The organism is Pseudoalteromonas sp. NZS100, assembly GCF_015864815.1.
Classification (GTDB): domain Bacteria; phylum Pseudomonadota; class Gammaproteobacteria; order Enterobacterales; family Alteromonadaceae; genus Pseudoalteromonas; species Pseudoalteromonas distincta.
In genome coordinates, this window is the sequence record NZ_JADYWM010000001.1 from 27,001 (window position 1) to 40,589 (window position 13,589).

At 39.8% G+C, this 13,589-nt stretch carries 16 protein-coding genes; 7 read left to right on the forward strand and 9 right to left on the reverse strand.

Features of this window, described 5'->3' with window-relative positions:
* Positions 1 to 116: 116 nt before the first annotated feature.
* Entirely contained in the window at positions 117 to 464 is a 348-nt protein-coding gene (locus tag I6E69_RS00125) for a hypothetical protein (RefSeq protein ID WP_197120306.1), read from the reverse strand.
* A 343-nt stretch (positions 465 to 807) separates the two neighbouring features.
* On the opposite strand from I6E69_RS00125, the gene I6E69_RS00130 reads away from it, so the two are divergent.
* Positions 808 to 1,215, forward strand: coding sequence for a hypothetical protein (locus I6E69_RS00130; protein WP_197120307.1), 408 nt, complete (start codon positions 808 to 810; stop codon positions 1,213 to 1,215).
* 114 nt (positions 1,216 to 1,329) lie between these two features.
* Positions 1,330 to 1,710: a VOC family protein gene (locus I6E69_RS00135; protein WP_033020541.1), complete on the forward strand. Its 381-nt coding sequence runs from the start codon at positions 1,330 to 1,332 to the stop codon at positions 1,708 to 1,710.
* A 146-nt stretch (positions 1,711 to 1,856) separates the two neighbouring features.
* Here the strand turns inward: I6E69_RS00135 and I6E69_RS00140 are convergent, their stop codons facing one another.
* The 3 genes from I6E69_RS00140 to I6E69_RS00150 all read right to left on the reverse strand — a co-directional run bounded on the left by I6E69_RS00140 (position 1,857) and on the right by I6E69_RS00150 (position 3,650).
* Positions 1,857 to 2,939 (reverse strand): endonuclease/exonuclease/phosphatase family protein, encoded by a 1,083-nt coding sequence (locus tag I6E69_RS00140; RefSeq protein ID WP_154903466.1) that lies wholly within the window; start codon positions 2,937 to 2,939, stop codon positions 1,857 to 1,859.
* 23 nt (positions 2,940 to 2,962) lie between these two features.
* The gene (locus tag I6E69_RS00145; RefSeq protein ID WP_197120308.1) at positions 2,963 to 3,325 is read right to left on the reverse strand and encodes a hypothetical protein; all 363 of its coding nucleotides are present in this window, start codon (positions 3,323 to 3,325) and stop codon (positions 2,963 to 2,965) included.
* Positions 3,326 to 3,401: 76 nt separating this feature from the next.
* Complete coding sequence (locus tag I6E69_RS00150; protein ID WP_002958079.1) at positions 3,402 to 3,650, reverse strand: TIGR03643 family protein; 249 nt, start codon at positions 3,648 to 3,650, stop codon at positions 3,402 to 3,404.
* Positions 3,651 to 3,773: 123 nt separating this feature from the next.
* On the opposite strand from I6E69_RS00150, the gene I6E69_RS00155 reads away from it, so the two are divergent.
* The 3 genes from I6E69_RS00155 (at position 3,774) to I6E69_RS00165 (ending at position 7,284) form a co-directional block, all read left to right on the forward strand.
* On the forward strand, positions 3,774 to 4,463 hold the full coding sequence (locus I6E69_RS00155; protein ID WP_039486020.1) for an ABC transporter substrate-binding protein: 690 nt from the start codon (positions 3,774 to 3,776) through the stop codon (positions 4,461 to 4,463).
* A gap of 29 nt (positions 4,464 to 4,492) precedes the next feature.
* Positions 4,493 to 5,149 (forward strand): YoaK family protein, encoded by a 657-nt coding sequence (locus tag I6E69_RS00160; RefSeq protein WP_138488600.1) that lies wholly within the window; start codon positions 4,493 to 4,495, stop codon positions 5,147 to 5,149.
* 74 nt (positions 5,150 to 5,223) lie between these two features.
* Positions 5,224 to 7,284, forward strand: a complete 2,061-nt coding sequence (locus tag I6E69_RS00165) for a TonB-dependent receptor (protein ID WP_197120309.1) — start codon at positions 5,224 to 5,226, stop codon at positions 7,282 to 7,284.
* A 36-nt stretch (positions 7,285 to 7,320) separates the two neighbouring features.
* Here I6E69_RS00165 and I6E69_RS00170 read toward each other — a convergent pair whose 3' ends face one another.
* On the reverse strand, positions 7,321 to 8,112 hold the full coding sequence (locus tag I6E69_RS00170) for a helix-turn-helix domain-containing protein (protein WP_197120310.1): 792 nt from the start codon (positions 8,110 to 8,112) through the stop codon (positions 7,321 to 7,323).
* 106 nt (positions 8,113 to 8,218) lie between these two features.
* On the opposite strand from I6E69_RS00170, the gene I6E69_RS00175 reads away from it, so the two are divergent.
* Positions 8,219 to 9,415, forward strand: a complete 1,197-nt coding sequence (locus tag I6E69_RS00175; protein WP_197120311.1) for an MFS transporter — start codon at positions 8,219 to 8,221, stop codon at positions 9,413 to 9,415.
* Here I6E69_RS00175 and I6E69_RS00180 read toward each other — a convergent pair.
* The 4 genes from I6E69_RS00180 to I6E69_RS00195 all read right to left on the reverse strand — a co-directional run bounded on the left by I6E69_RS00180 (position 9,404) and on the right by I6E69_RS00195 (position 12,775).
* On the reverse strand, positions 9,404 to 9,625 hold the full coding sequence (locus I6E69_RS00180) for a hypothetical protein (RefSeq protein WP_024605837.1): 222 nt from the start codon (positions 9,623 to 9,625) through the stop codon (positions 9,404 to 9,406). The two genes, I6E69_RS00175 and I6E69_RS00180, sit on opposite strands and share 12 nt — an antisense overlap.
* A 97-nt stretch (positions 9,626 to 9,722) precedes the next feature.
* Positions 9,723 to 10,136, reverse strand: a complete 414-nt coding sequence (locus I6E69_RS00185; protein ID WP_007377055.1) for a GFA family protein — start codon at positions 10,134 to 10,136, stop codon at positions 9,723 to 9,725.
* Positions 10,137 to 10,369: 233 nt separating this feature from the next.
* Positions 10,370 to 11,662 (reverse strand): amidohydrolase, encoded by a 1,293-nt coding sequence (locus I6E69_RS00190; protein WP_197120312.1) that lies wholly within the window; start codon positions 11,660 to 11,662, stop codon positions 10,370 to 10,372.
* Between the two features lie 216 nt (positions 11,663 to 11,878).
* The gene (locus I6E69_RS00195; RefSeq protein WP_197120313.1) at positions 11,879 to 12,775 is read right to left on the reverse strand and encodes a LysR family transcriptional regulator; all 897 of its coding nucleotides are present in this window, start codon (positions 12,773 to 12,775) and stop codon (positions 11,879 to 11,881) included.
* Positions 12,776 to 12,912: 137 nt separating this feature from the next.
* On the opposite strand from I6E69_RS00195, the gene I6E69_RS00200 reads away from it, so the two are divergent.
* Positions 12,913 to 13,512: a short chain dehydrogenase gene (locus I6E69_RS00200; protein ID WP_197120314.1), complete on the forward strand. Its 600-nt coding sequence runs from the start codon at positions 12,913 to 12,915 to the stop codon at positions 13,510 to 13,512.
* Positions 13,513 to 13,589 lie beyond the last annotated feature (77 nt).

Consider the following 13,589-nt stretch of genomic DNA (forward strand, 5'->3'; position numbering starts at 1 on the left):
TAACCGCTTTTAGGTTTTTTTAACTTTAAAATTAGATTACAGAAGAGCTTAGTCTTTACTAAGTTCAAACCACAAAGCAACTAAACAGTAATAACTGTAAATGAGCAGTTTGCTTTTTAATCATTATCAATATAAAAGAATAATATAATAAATTCAGAGGCACTAATTGCAGCTAGCTGCATTATCAGCAAAAACATAATACCAATCCCAGCTTGAGGGTCAGGTTCAATACCAAAGACAAGTACTGGCGCTAAAGTAATAGTAAATAATGCAGCTATAATTCTAATAAAAATGAGCCGTTTATTTTTATAGTTTTTAGCGTTAGCTAAAAAATATAGAAGCAAATAAGGCAACAGCATAAACGCAAAGCCAATTTCAGTTGGCATCCAGTACTTAATAGCAACAGCAACTAAAGATAAAACAGCAAGCGCCTTAACTGGGTAGTACATTTTTTTATAATTCACATGCTTTCCTTTGCACGCAGTGCTTTATTAGCACCAAGTAAAATATTGCCGAACAATATAAAAACTTTAACTATGCAATGCAATCTATTTCACTAGACTTAACCTGACAGGCAACAATGAGCGCTAACCGGTCGTTCGGGTGAGTCGCCATTAACTTAGTAATAATAAATGGAAACTTTCCCCTTTTTACATATTTATATAAGCTACAGTAAGCATAATATTTATAGCTGGCAATAACTTATAGTATTTGCTATTAATATAAGTTCACAAAATAAGGATGTCTTCGCGCTAAAATAGGGAGGTGTCCTCTGATAAAGTTGTTATACATTTAGAAGGAGGTGTAGTGATCCGTGCTCTTAAAATTTTAATTTTTGGACTATTTAGTGGACCAATTCTAGCCGAATTAATCGGTTTCATATCCCCTTTTGTCATGTTACGAAATGAAGAATTAGGTTATCAATTCCAAGGTTCAGCTTATTACATCGGAGCATTTTCAAGTGTGTTTTTTTCAGTAGCATTGCTGTTCGCTGCTTTTAACACGTCAAAGATTTCCTATAAAATTGGGAGCTCTGTTATAGCTTTACTTTACATAATTTCCTCGTGTTATGTTTTTCTCGACAGTGAGAGCCGAATAGAAACGATAATCTATGGCTTAAATTATTTGTGCAGTGTGGCTAGTTTAACTTTAGGGGCCTTTATCGCCTTACACTGTTTTAAAAACACAACTCACTCTGTATATAAACATGCATAACAACTCAGTAAACTCGCTCACTACGTTCGCTGGGACGCATACACGCAGGGCGGCTTCGCTATTATGCTTATGTGCCTGCGCCCGTTATTGAAAAGTTATACGCTAGGAGTTTAAATGGAACTTAACCAGGTTACTTTACCAGTAAAAGATATGGATGTTGCTGTTAACTTTTATCTAAAACTCGGCTTCACTCAAATTGTCGATACGCCCCATTACACAAGGTTTTCTTGCCCAGATGGGAATTCTACTTTTTCCTTATCACTCGAATCCAGTGAATTTGAAAACAGTTCTGTGATTTACTTCGAGCATGAAAAACTTGATGAACTGTGTGCTGAGTTGACCAAAAAAGGTTTTCAGTTTGAACAACAGCCGACAGAGCAACGGTACTTGTGGAAAGAAGCAATACTTAAAGATCCGTCTGGTAATAAAATCAAACTTTACTGGGCAGGTGAAAACCGCTTAAATCCTCCTTGGAAAGTTGAGAAACGCGTATAACAAGTGACTTAGGTTATGAGCATCCGTCATGGCACTTTCTAGCCACTCGACAACATAAACGTGGTAGTCGTGTTGTTGCTAGCCAATTCATTATTTTTGTCGGATGGCGTGGCTTCGCCACTTATCCGACCTACACTGCCTAATAGCTATAACTCTTCCTCAAACCTCGGCACTTTTCGCTTGTCTGCCTTATTCATAGCAAGCTCTTGGATTTCTTCATGCTTTAGATCTTCGGGTTTATCTTCTAGTGACTCCTGATTAGCGTTTTCGTAAGAAAGCTCAGTCAGTAGCGCAAAGTGATCAGAGCCATACTTAGCTAAGCGCTTAATACGTTTTACTTTAAAGCCTTCGCTGTGAAATAAGTGATCGAGCGGCCAACGCATAAAAAAGTAGCTTGCATGAAAGGTGTTATAAAAACCACGGCCTTTTCGAGGGTCTAAAAAGCCACTTATTTGCATAAACAAACGGGTGCTACGCGACCATGCTACGTCGTTTAAATCACCGGCAACTATGGTAGGTCGTGTTGGGTTTTTAAGTGCTTTAGCCACCATTATTAGCTCAGAGTCGCGCGGACGTGATGAGTCTTCCTCTGTCGGGCTTGGCGGTGCTGGGTGAATAAAGTGCCCTTGCATTTGCAGGCCTTCATCGTTTTCAAACAGAATATGAATTGAAGGAATATCTTCTTCTATTAGCTCACAAATTTGTGCATCGAGTATTTTAAACTTGCTGTATAAGTGCATGCCATAACGATTATCTTTAGGGCATTCTATGTAATACGGGTAATTTTTTTTAATGACTGATAATTTATTTTCCCACCAGCTATCACTCTCAAGTGTAATAAGTAGGTCGGGTTGGTGCTCATCTACAAGGCTAATTAGCTGCTCACTTTTATGGTTCGACATCAGTACATTTGCCGACATAATTCGTACGCTGTGGTCTATATGCTTTGGTGCGCTTTGCACTTCTTTTTTAGCAAGCCACGTATACGGGTAAATCCATTTACCTTGTAAAATCATTATAAGTAATGAGGTTAAGGCTATAAATACATAACCTATTGCGCTACTTTGCCATAATAAAAACAACGATGTAACGGCTACAAAACTGGCAATATAAAATACCTGTAAGCGCACAAAGTCGCAGCTACGCACTAAGTAATGCTGGCTGTACGACATAGGCAACAAGGTAACCAGTAAAAAAAAGCCAATAATTATAGCCAGCGCAATAAGCATTTTAATATCCTTATAAAGTTAATTTAGCGACTTAAAATTGAAAGTATTTCTCGGGTGTCGTGCACCATGTGAATAACTGTACGGTCTATTTCAATACTCACTGTACCATTATCTCTAGAGCGTTCAATCACTCTACCTCGTTTATATAAATCACGATCTAAATAGTCGCCTCGGTGGTAGCTTTTGCTTAGCCCTGGTGGCGTCCAACCGGCGCGAATTAGCTGCTTAGCCTCTTTTTTAGAAAGGTAGTCATTGTCGTTGTGTTTATGTGAATGATGCTTATTATGGCCGTGTTTATGACCATGCTTATCTTTATGCGGTTTTGCATCGGCGGTTATTGAACATAAAGCCAATGCTATTAGTGTTGTGTATGTTAGTGCTCTCATAAATAATCTCTAGCGTAATTAATAGCTAAAGGTTAACAAACACGGCTGAACATCATATGAAACAGCTTACACTTATTTAACGTTGTTTATATTGTGTTTTACAGTGGCTTCGCATAATAGCGGGATCGCGTAATTTTAAGTGTTTTGTTTTACGACCAGCATGGCGTTTACGCCACACTTTAAAACTGCCTTTTGAAATATGTTCGCGCATAAATACCACCAGCTGGGAGTATTTTAATCCGTATAACTGCTCTATTGCCTCAAAAGGAGTTCTATCTTCCCACGCCATTTCGATAATGCGTGACTCCTGCTCTGCGTTAAACATGGTATATCTCACAAAATTTAACTTATACGCTAGGTAAAAATACTTCGATCAATGCAATTAAGCTCAGTAACTGTATAATTGGCGTTCAATTTATGTATTTTAAAAGATATCGAATTTTTATTTATGCGCGCAATATTTCTATTTTTAGCTTTAACTTTACCTTCGTTATTACTTGCAGCGCCAAGTAAGACCCTGCGCTGCGTAACAACTCACTACCCGCCTTTTACTATATTTGATGAGAAAAGCGATACGTTCACAGGTTTAGATATTGAATATTTAACGTTTATTGAGCGTAATTTAAATCTTAAGATTGACGTAATTCATCTGCCATGGGCGCGCGTAAAAAAAGAAATGGCGCTGGGCTACTACGACTGCTATTTCTCTTTGGCCAATACAAAAGAGCGAGCAGAGTATTTAGATTTTACAAGCGTGCCCTTGCATACTACTAAGTATGGTTTATTTGCTTTAAACAAAGATAAATTGCTCACTGACGATTTATCAAATACCCCAATAGCAATGCTGCGCGGCGTTGCTGTGCCTGAGGTTATTGCTAAAAAGTATAACCTTGATGAGAATAATCTGCTTCGTTCACTTTCAACTAAAGACACTTTTGAGCTGCTAGAAAAAAATCGCGTTGAATACGCAATAACTAACTATCAGGCGGGTTTGTGGTACTCAAAGGAATATAAAAACGTATACGCTAGGCAGCTCAATGAGTTTACGTTTCCTACTTACATTGCTTTTAAGCGTGGCGTAATAGATACAAAATTAGTTGATGAGCAAATAAAGCGTTTTAAAGCACAAACTCAATAATTAACACTGTACACGTTAAGAGATAACCAATGTTTACAAAACTACCAAAGTGGGTTGAATATGGCGCGTTTACGCTCGCATTTATAGCGGGCATAGTAAACGCTGTAGGCTTATTAGGATTTGAGCACCAGGCTATTTCGCATGTATCTGGCTCTGTTACTTTACTGGGTATTAAAGCAATAACTAATCCTAGTACTGCCTTATTGTTACTTTCAATAATTGTTAGCTTTATGTTGGGTTCGGCACTGTCGGGCTTTTTGCTCTCTGGTGGCTCATTAAAACTTGGTCGTCATTACGACACTTTGCTTTTTATTGAAGGATTGCTGCTACTTGCGAGTGCTTATTTACTCAAAAACACATTCGTTTACGGCATTGTTTTAACATCTGCTGCGTGTGGGTTACAAAATGCGCTAGCAACTAATTACAGTGGTGCTGTTATACGTACGACACATTTAACCGGTATTTTTACTGACCTTGGTTTAATGCTAGGTAAAGCGCTTAAAGGTGAGCAATTTGATACCCGTAAAGGCGTTATGTTTTTACTCATTATTGCAGGCTTTTTACTAGGCGGTATAACCGGCTACGTTTTATTTAAGCATTACTTAGTGCTGGCTTTGGTATTTCCTGCTGTGGCTTGTTTTGTTTTATCAATTACGTATCGGATTTATAGGTTACGTACGCTTTAACGCAACAAGTTTAAATGCATATTAAAACCGCATATTATAGAGGCAATGCAATATAGATTACTTTCAAGGAATGTATGAAACCTTATTTTTTGCCCCTGATATTACCCTTTAGCCACACTGCGTTTGCCAATAATCAAAACAACGATGCAATAGAAACCATAACAACTACGGCATCACGTATTGAAGCGCTATCTACCCCACTCCCTTTATCAATAAGTACACTCAGCGAAGCGCAGCTAAATAGCATTGCGCCTACCCATATTGAAGAAGCCCTGCAACGTGTAGCAGGGGCTAATATTCAACGCGGAAATGGCCAAGAATATTTACCCGCACTTCGCTCCCCCGTACTTTCGGGCGCTGGCGCTTGTGGTGGCATATTGACTTTGGAGGATGGCATACCACTTAGAGCCGCTGGGTTTTGTAATATAAACGAGCTATTTGAGGCGCACAGCGAAATGGCGCAGCGCATTGAAGTGCTAAAGGGCCCTGGCTCTGCACTTTATGGCTCAAATGCTGTGCATGGTGTTATTAATATAATAACGCCCGACACCACACAAGGCGGTGGCTTAGTTGGTTTAGACTATGGCTCGTACGGTTATACTCGCTACAAATTACGCGCAGGGCAAGATTACGGCAACAGCGGTATCGGCATTAACGCAAGTGTTACCGACGATAGCGGTTACCGCGACGACGAAAGCGTAGAGCAACAAAAAGTAAATATTCGCCATCGCTATTCAAATAATAATTTATTACTTACCTCAGGCCTTACTTATACAAATCTTGATCAGCAAACTGCGGGATTTATTACAGGCTTTGAAAGCTATAAAAACGAAGACCTCGCGCAAAAAAACTTTGACCCAGACGCATTTAGAAAAGCACGCGCATTTAGAGCATGGAGCAATGCAACATGGCAATTAAATAACGATGATGTGCTCTCTACTACGTTATATTTTCGCGACCAAAGCATGGACTTTTTTAAGCACTTTTTACCCGGCACACCGCTTGAAACAAACAGCCAAACCGGCTTTGGTGTGCAATCACTTTATCAACATAATTTACAACGTAATATAAAAATAAACCTAGGGCTTGATGGCGAATACACGCAAGCCGACTTTACTCAAAGCCAAAACGAGCCCACTCAAGGTTCTGCATTTTTAGTTGCTACAGTACCCCAAGGTAAGCATTACGATTACGATGTAAACGCCACGCTTTATGCCCCTTTTGCATCGCTTGATTGGCAATTAAATAAATGGTTACTTACCGCAGGTGTGCGCTACGAGCATATGCAGTACGACTACACCAATAATATGCTAGCAGGTAGAACAAAAGACGATGGCACAGAATGCGGCTTTGGTGGCTGCCGATACAGCCGCCCAGCGAGTGCTAAAAATAGTTTTAGTAATCTATCGCCAAAGCTTGGGGTTAGTTATCAGTACAATACAAATAACACGCTTTATGCAAACTTTTCTCGCGGTTACAGAGCGCCACAAGCGGCTGAGCTATACCAATTACAACGCGAGCAAACCACTGCAAATTTAAGCGCCGAAATAGCGAATAACGCAGAGCTGGGTATTAAAGGGATTTACGAAAAACTACGTTATGGTGTGTCACTTTACGCTATGAGTAAACACAATACGATTTACCGCGATAGTGACTTTTTTACGGTAAATAATGGCAGCTCTCGCCATCGTGGTATTGAGCTTGAACTTGACTACCAGCTCACTAAGTCGCTTGCACTTAACTTTGTAGGCACACACGCAAAGCATACTTATACTAACAACCAAATACTTAACGGTTTAAATATAAACGGCAACGACATAGATACCGCGCCGCGTAATATTGCTAATCTCGATTTAACATGGCAGGCACTCAGTAATACGCAATTTGCTTTGCAGTGGCACCGCGTTGGTAACTACTACACCGACCCAGAAAACTTAAATAAATACCAAGGGCATGATGTTTTAAGCCTACGCGCACAGTGGCAAGTTACTAGTAATCTTGAGCTACTTGCTCGTATTATTAACTTAACTGATGAGGCTTATGCGGAGCGCGCCGATTACACCAGTTTCACCGGCGACAGATACTTCCCGGGTAGGCCTCGTAACGCGATGCTTTCGGCAACTTACACGTGGTAGTGCTTATTTAAGGGCTAAACTTATTTAAGAGCTAAGCTAATTTAACTGATTTAAATCGCTCATGTATTTCATGGGCGACTTTTTCATTACCTTTTTAAACATAGTAATAAATGCACTCACCGACTCATATCCTAATAACTCCGACACCAGCTGCACACTTTGCTTATCAGAAAGCGCTTTTAAGGCTGTAATTATATGCAATTGCGTACGCCATTTTCCAAATGTCATGCCTGTTTCTTTTTTAATTAACCGCGCTAATGTGCGCTCTGTTAATGCAAACTGCTTAGCCCATTGTGGTAGTGTTTTTCGGTTATTTGGCTTGTTTATAAGCTGATCGCTCATGGTTTGAATCACCTCATTTTTAGATAATACAAAATCAAGTGGTTGTACGGGCATTTCAATAAGTTGATCAAATAACACCTGCGCTAAACGCGATGTTTTACTATTTAAAGTATAGTGCTGATTATGCCCAGCCAACTCACACATTAGTTCTTTAACCAGTGGCGTAATGGCTAACGTACAGGTATTTAGCGGCATACCGTTTTTACTACTATCAATAAATAAATGACAAAGCTGCGCGTTATCAGACGCCCTATTACTATGCACCTTTTGTGCTGGGATCCAAATTGCACTGTGCGTAGGCACCATCCACATTTTGGCCGACACTTCACACGTTACATAACCATGCAGCGCTAAAATTAATTGCCCTTTTGGATGAGTATGTAGTGGTATTTCGTGACTTGCATGGGCATGCTCTATTTTGGCTATTATGGGCTGCGCCATAGTTTCAAAATTTTTAATGTCGTCCCAGCCAATTGCATCAAACATAGTTTTGTCTGTTTTTAGTTATTTAATGTCATTATCTCTAAATTATAGTTTTTGCTAAGCCTTTATACTAGCGCCCATTAAGTATTAGCTTTAATGGTCTTCCCTTTTGTTAAATAGCACACCTAAATCACGCTTTGCTGGCATATTACTTGTGCTTGGCATATTACTTATTGCCGCAAATTTACGCGCCACATTTACAGGTATTGCACCTGTGCTTGAACAAATTATTAATCACTTTGGGCTTAGCGCATCACAAGCTGGCTTTTTAACAACACTGCCACTCATTGCCTTTGCGGTTGTATCGCCAATGGCCGCAACCCTTGCTAAAAAGCAAGGGTTAGAGCGCACCTTGTTTTTGGCTTTGTTATTTATACTTGCAGGGGTTGCAGCGCGGGTAATAAATACCTCAGCTATGCTTTTTGTAGGCACCGCTATTATTGGTGTGGGCATTGCCATCGCAAACGTATTATTACCAAGTTTAATTAAGCGCGACTTCCCTGCAAAGGTTGCGTTAATGACCTCAGCCTACGTGCTGACTATGGGCGTGGTATCGGGTGGGTTTTCTACTTTAGTATTTCCGCTTAGTCAGTTAAACGGATTAGGATGGCAACTTGCGCTGGGCTCATCAGCTCTTATTACTTTGGCGAGTATTATTGTATGGATGTCGCAATTAAGTAAGCACACAAAACCCGCGAGTATTGCTCAACACACCGACACGTCAAAAAGTGTATGGCGTTATTTACTAGCATGGCAAATTACCCTACTGCTGGGCTTAAACTCGTTTTTAAATTATATAATTATTACGTGGTTACCAAGCATATTAACCGAAACCGGTCACTCAGCTACTCAAGCAGGTGCTTATCATGGGGCTTTTCAAATAGCGACTGCATTACCGGGTTTAATATTAATTCCGTTACTTGCCAAATTAAAAGATCAAAGCGCGCTTAGCTTTATTTTAGCCATGTTGAGTGCACTCAGTGCTTTGGGGCTGCTTTACATGCCTAGCTTTGCTTTTGTTTGGACCCTAATGCTGGGTTTTTGCTCTGGAGCGTGTTTTATATTGGGGCTGTCGTTTATTAGTTTACGAACTGACGATTCGCAACAAGCAGCGTCGCTTTCAGGTATGTCGCAAAGCGTAGGTTATTTGCTCGCGGCTATTGGTCCTATGCTAGCTGGTGCATTACACACGACTACGGGAAGTTGGAGTGCACCATTATGGCTGTGCGCTATTGCCGGAGTACTGTGTGCATTATGTGGTTTAGGCAGTGGTAAAAACACCACTTTAGCTCAATCAGCTAACTAGCTGCTGTAACCACGAAAATAAACCAGACGAAGGTTTACTACTCGCGTGCTTTTGCTCATAACGTTTATTAGTTGCTTCGCGCTGTTCACGGCGCTCTTGTGCTAAATTAGCTTTTGCAGCAAAACGCAAGCGCTGCTCTTGAGTAAGCTCATCATTAAAACTAATGGCTGTTTTTTTTACTGCTCGGCTGCTTTTAGGTGAACTACACATATTATTCTCCAAATGACTGACTTATAAGTAGACAGTCATTTGGTTAAATAAATTTCAAACCGCTTACTAAAAAAGTAATACTGATAACCCCAACTAACTAGTTTTGTGGGGTTGTATCAAACGCAGGTACTTCGTGTAAGCCGCTCAACCAGCTCAATGTTGATTTAGCCCAAATTTGTGCTGTTGGCGTAAACTGATCACGCTGATCAACTGCACCAATTCGCAAGCCATATACACGGTCAGCTTTAGCTTCGTTAGTTGCATAAAGTGTTGTACCACATGTACCACAAAAACCTTGCGCACGCTTGTTACCACTTTGCGCTGTTTTAACAAACTCTTTTGGCTCACCTTGGGTAAACACGACCGAATTTGGCTCTGCAATTATGACTGCTCTAAATGGGCCGCTCGACATACGTTGGCAATCGCTACAATGACAAACAAGTGCGTTGTTATTTTGAGACTTTGCTTGGTATTTAATTTCACCACAGTAACAGCTTCCAGTAATTTCCATTATTTAAATCCTTAATGCTTATGAAGATTGAATCGAGATATAAGACCGGCAATATCGATTCATTATTTTTAAAATATAAAAAAACTGCTCGCCGGTTCATTTGTATGTTCGGTTAGATTTTTAATTTTTGAGAGTGATTTTAAAAGTTGAGCAAGTGCTAAAAACATGATCCGATGTTTTAAATAAAACAGCAATACCACGTTAAGCTAATAGCGTAACGTGGTGTGTTTAAGCTATCTTTTATGTGCGTTTAAATAATCAAAAGCTAACAGGCTAAGCGCCTTAGTGCCTACTTTAAACGATGATTCGTCGGCATAAAAATAAGGTGAGTGATTACTAGCCACTGTATTTAAATCTTGCTCACTTGGTGTGCCGCCTAAAAATACAAATACACTCGGTACTTCTAATGCGTAAAACGAAAAGTCTTCTGCGCCGGTTATTTTTCCCATTTCAACTACGTTTTCATTACCTGCTGCTTTTTTAAGGCTAGGTAACATTTGCGCAGTTAACTTTGGGTTATTAATCGTTACCGGATAACCTTCGTGAATGTGTACCTCTGCAGTAGCACCTGACGATTTAGCAATGTGCGTGGCTGTGGTTTTTATTTTTTCAAATATTTGTGCTCGGTTATCCATATCAAAGTTACGAATTGTGCCTACCATTTCGACTTCTTCAGGAATAATATTATTACGCACCCCACCCGCTATCTTACCAAACGAGACAATAGCAGGCTCTTTGGTAATGTTGATTTGGCGACTAACAATATGATTAACCCCTGTTACTATTTGCGCAGCTGCGGCAATGGGGTCAACCCCAGTCCACGGTGCAGAGCCGTGTGCCTGCTTGCCATGTACTGTTATTTCAAATCGGTCTGCACTGGCCATAGCTGGGCCACTTCTATAACCAATTTTACCGCTGTGCAAACTAGATGTTATGTGTAACCCAAAAGCAGCTTCTGGTTTGTATTGTTTAAATATGCCTTCTTTAAGCATTAACTCAGCGCCCCCCTCTTCCCCCTCAGGTGCGCCTTCTTCTGCAGGCTGAAATACAAACATAATATTACCGTGTAGCTCATCTTTCATGTTTGCAAGCACTTGTGCAGCGCCCATTAGCATAGCCACGTGCGTGTCGTGCCCACAAGCATGCATTATGCCTACATCTACACCACGGTAATTAGTGGTTTTAGTTGATTTAAAATCAACATCTGCTTTTTCAGTAACTGGCAGCGCGTCCATATCTGCACGTAGCATTACTGTCGGGCCTGGCTTTGCACCTTTTAATAGCCCCACAACACCTGTATAAGCAATCCCTGTTTGTACTTCCATACCCAGCGACTTTAAGTGCTTAGCGACAATACCTGCTGTGCGGGTTTCGCGATTTCCAAGCTCAGGGTTTTGATGAAAATCACGTCGCCAATCAATAACCTGTTGCTCTATCTTTTTAACTTGCTGATCAATGTTTGCATTGGCATTAAACGCACTAAGGGCAGCAAAGCCCAGCGCTATTGAAATTAGTGATTTTTTCATCCTGTTTGTCCTTATTATATTTATTGGTTTTATAATATTGATGAGCACGAGCCCTTATGTATTATTGAGAACATAATTAGTTTGCTCTATAACCACTATTACTGAAGGCTCTACAATAATCAATCCCATTTAAGCTAGATGACCAACTATGAAGGGCCACTTCACTTTTCACTGGTTTTATCTATTTTTAGTTTGAAGTTTTAGCGCTAATTAAGCCTACCACTTTTGCTTTTGTTGATTTAAAAATGGCACTAAATAGTCCACCAAAGCGCGGACAGTTGGGCTTAATAAACGTTGCGATGGATAGAGTAAATTCACGGGTAATGGGCTTGGCACATAATCGCTTAATATTTCTATTAACTCACCGGATTGAATTGCCGCATCAACGTAAAAACTAGGCAGCTGAGCAATACCTTGATTAGCTATAGCAAAGGCTTTTAAGCTTTGAGAATCGTTAACTTCAAGGCTACCAGCTACTTTTATTACTGTGCTTTTTCCGTCAATTAAGTACGACCATCGCTTGGCATTAGTTACTGCGGTATTTATTAAACATTGATGGTTTTTAAGATCTTTAGGCGTACTGGGCATGCCGTGAGTGTTAATATAGTGAGGGCTTGCTACCGTTTTAAAGTGCATATTACCAATATTACGCGCGACCATTGTTGAGTCGTTTAAGTGCCCTACGCGTATAGCTAAATCAAAGCCTTCTTCCACCAGCTCTACTTTACGATTCATAAGTGAAATTGCTAAATCAACGTCCTGATGCAGATCTTTAAATTCAGCTAATGCAACCGGCAGCATATATTGCCCAATCATTATGGGAGCTGTAATTTTTATAAGCCCTTTGATTTGTTGTAGCTGTGTTTTGGAGCGGCGAAGTTCGGTGACTTGTGCACGAATATCACTGAGCTTAAGTAAATATGCTTTACCGTCTTCGGTTAAACTTAATGAGCGTGTAGTACGGTTTATTAACCTAATATCGAGCCATTTTTCAAGCTCGTTAATTTGCCTGCTAACGGCTGAGGGCACTAAATTTAAACTCTCGGCAGCGCGGCTAAAGCTTTGCTGCTGGGCTACTTGCTCAAATACCTGAATTGATTTTAATAAATCCATTACTTACTCGCTAAATTACACTTGGCTATTATTCTAAAAATATCACAAATAATATTATTTATTTGTTATTTTTCACCTTTACTGATGAGTTTATTATTACCTTACATTCACAAAATACATTGTTAAAGGTAATAAAAATGAAAGTATTATTAATAGGCGCATCAGGCATAGTTGGGGCAGCAATAGCGGCAGACCTTCATGATCATCAAGTTATTAAAGCGAGCTTTAAAAACAGCGAACACACGGTAGACATTCAAGATAAAGCCTCTATAGAAGCATTATTTAAAAAAGTAGGAAATGTTGATGCGGTTATATCTACTGCAGGTTTAATTACCTTCGCACCTATAAACGAGATAAGTGAGCAAGATTACACAACAACTGTAGGTAATAAATTAATGGGTAATATTACACTATTTCATGTGGCAACTAAGTACATTAATCAAGGCGGTAGTTTTACTTTTACTTCAGGCTTTTTAGCACAAAATCCTGCGCCTGGTTCAGCAGCTGTAAGCATGGTAAATGCAGCGCTAGATTCATTCGCTAAAGCGGCGGCATTAGAACTTGAAGGCATATTACGCGTAAATACCGTAAGTCCTCATTTTGTAAAGGAAACGATGGAGATAATGGGTATGGATAGCACCAATGGTATAACCGCAGCTGATACCGCTAAAGCATTTAGACACGCAATTGAAAGTAACCAAACAGGTAAAGCTTTTGATGTAGTCGACTATATTTAGAGCTAAAGCAGATTGCTTGATGTAACAATTCAACCAGGTTATTAATTGAAGCCCTGTTATCAAAATAGCTGCTCTAA

Excerpts from the sequence above, each read along its gene's own strand:
- I6E69_RS00135 (WP_033020541.1), top strand. The coding sequence starts at position 1,330 with ATGGAACTTAACCAGGTTACTTTACCAGTAAAAGATATGGATGTTGCT.
- I6E69_RS00140 (WP_154903466.1), bottom strand. The coding sequence starts at position 2,939 with ATGCTTATTGCGCTGGCTATAATTATTGGCTTTTTTTTACTGGTTACC.
- I6E69_RS00145 (WP_197120308.1), bottom strand. The coding sequence starts at position 3,325 with ATGAGAGCACTAACATACACAACACTAATAGCATTGGCTTTATGTTCA.
- I6E69_RS00150 (WP_002958079.1), bottom strand. The coding sequence starts at position 3,650 with ATGTTTAACGCAGAGCAGGAGTCACGCATTATCGAAATGGCGTGGGAA.
- I6E69_RS00155 (WP_039486020.1), top strand. The coding sequence starts at position 3,774 with ATGCGCGCAATATTTCTATTTTTAGCTTTAACTTTACCTTCGTTATTA.
- I6E69_RS00160 (WP_138488600.1), top strand. The coding sequence starts at position 4,493 with ATGTTTACAAAACTACCAAAGTGGGTTGAATATGGCGCGTTTACGCTC.
- I6E69_RS00165 (WP_197120309.1), top strand. The coding sequence starts at position 5,224 with ATGAAACCTTATTTTTTGCCCCTGATATTACCCTTTAGCCACACTGCG.
- I6E69_RS00170 (WP_197120310.1), bottom strand. The coding sequence starts at position 8,112 with ATGTTTGATGCAATTGGCTGGGACGACATTAAAAATTTTGAAACTATG.
- I6E69_RS00180 (WP_024605837.1), bottom strand. The coding sequence starts at position 9,625 with ATGTGTAGTTCACCTAAAAGCAGCCGAGCAGTAAAAAAAACAGCCATT.
- I6E69_RS00185 (WP_007377055.1), bottom strand. The coding sequence starts at position 10,136 with ATGGAAATTACTGGAAGCTGTTACTGTGGTGAAATTAAATACCAAGCA.
- I6E69_RS00190 (WP_197120312.1), bottom strand. The coding sequence starts at position 11,662 with ATGAAAAAATCACTAATTTCAATAGCGCTGGGCTTTGCTGCCCTTAGT.
- I6E69_RS00195 (WP_197120313.1), bottom strand. The coding sequence starts at position 12,775 with ATGGATTTATTAAAATCAATTCAGGTATTTGAGCAAGTAGCCCAGCAG.
- I6E69_RS00200 (WP_197120314.1), top strand. The coding sequence starts at position 12,913 with ATGAAAGTATTATTAATAGGCGCATCAGGCATAGTTGGGGCAGCAATA.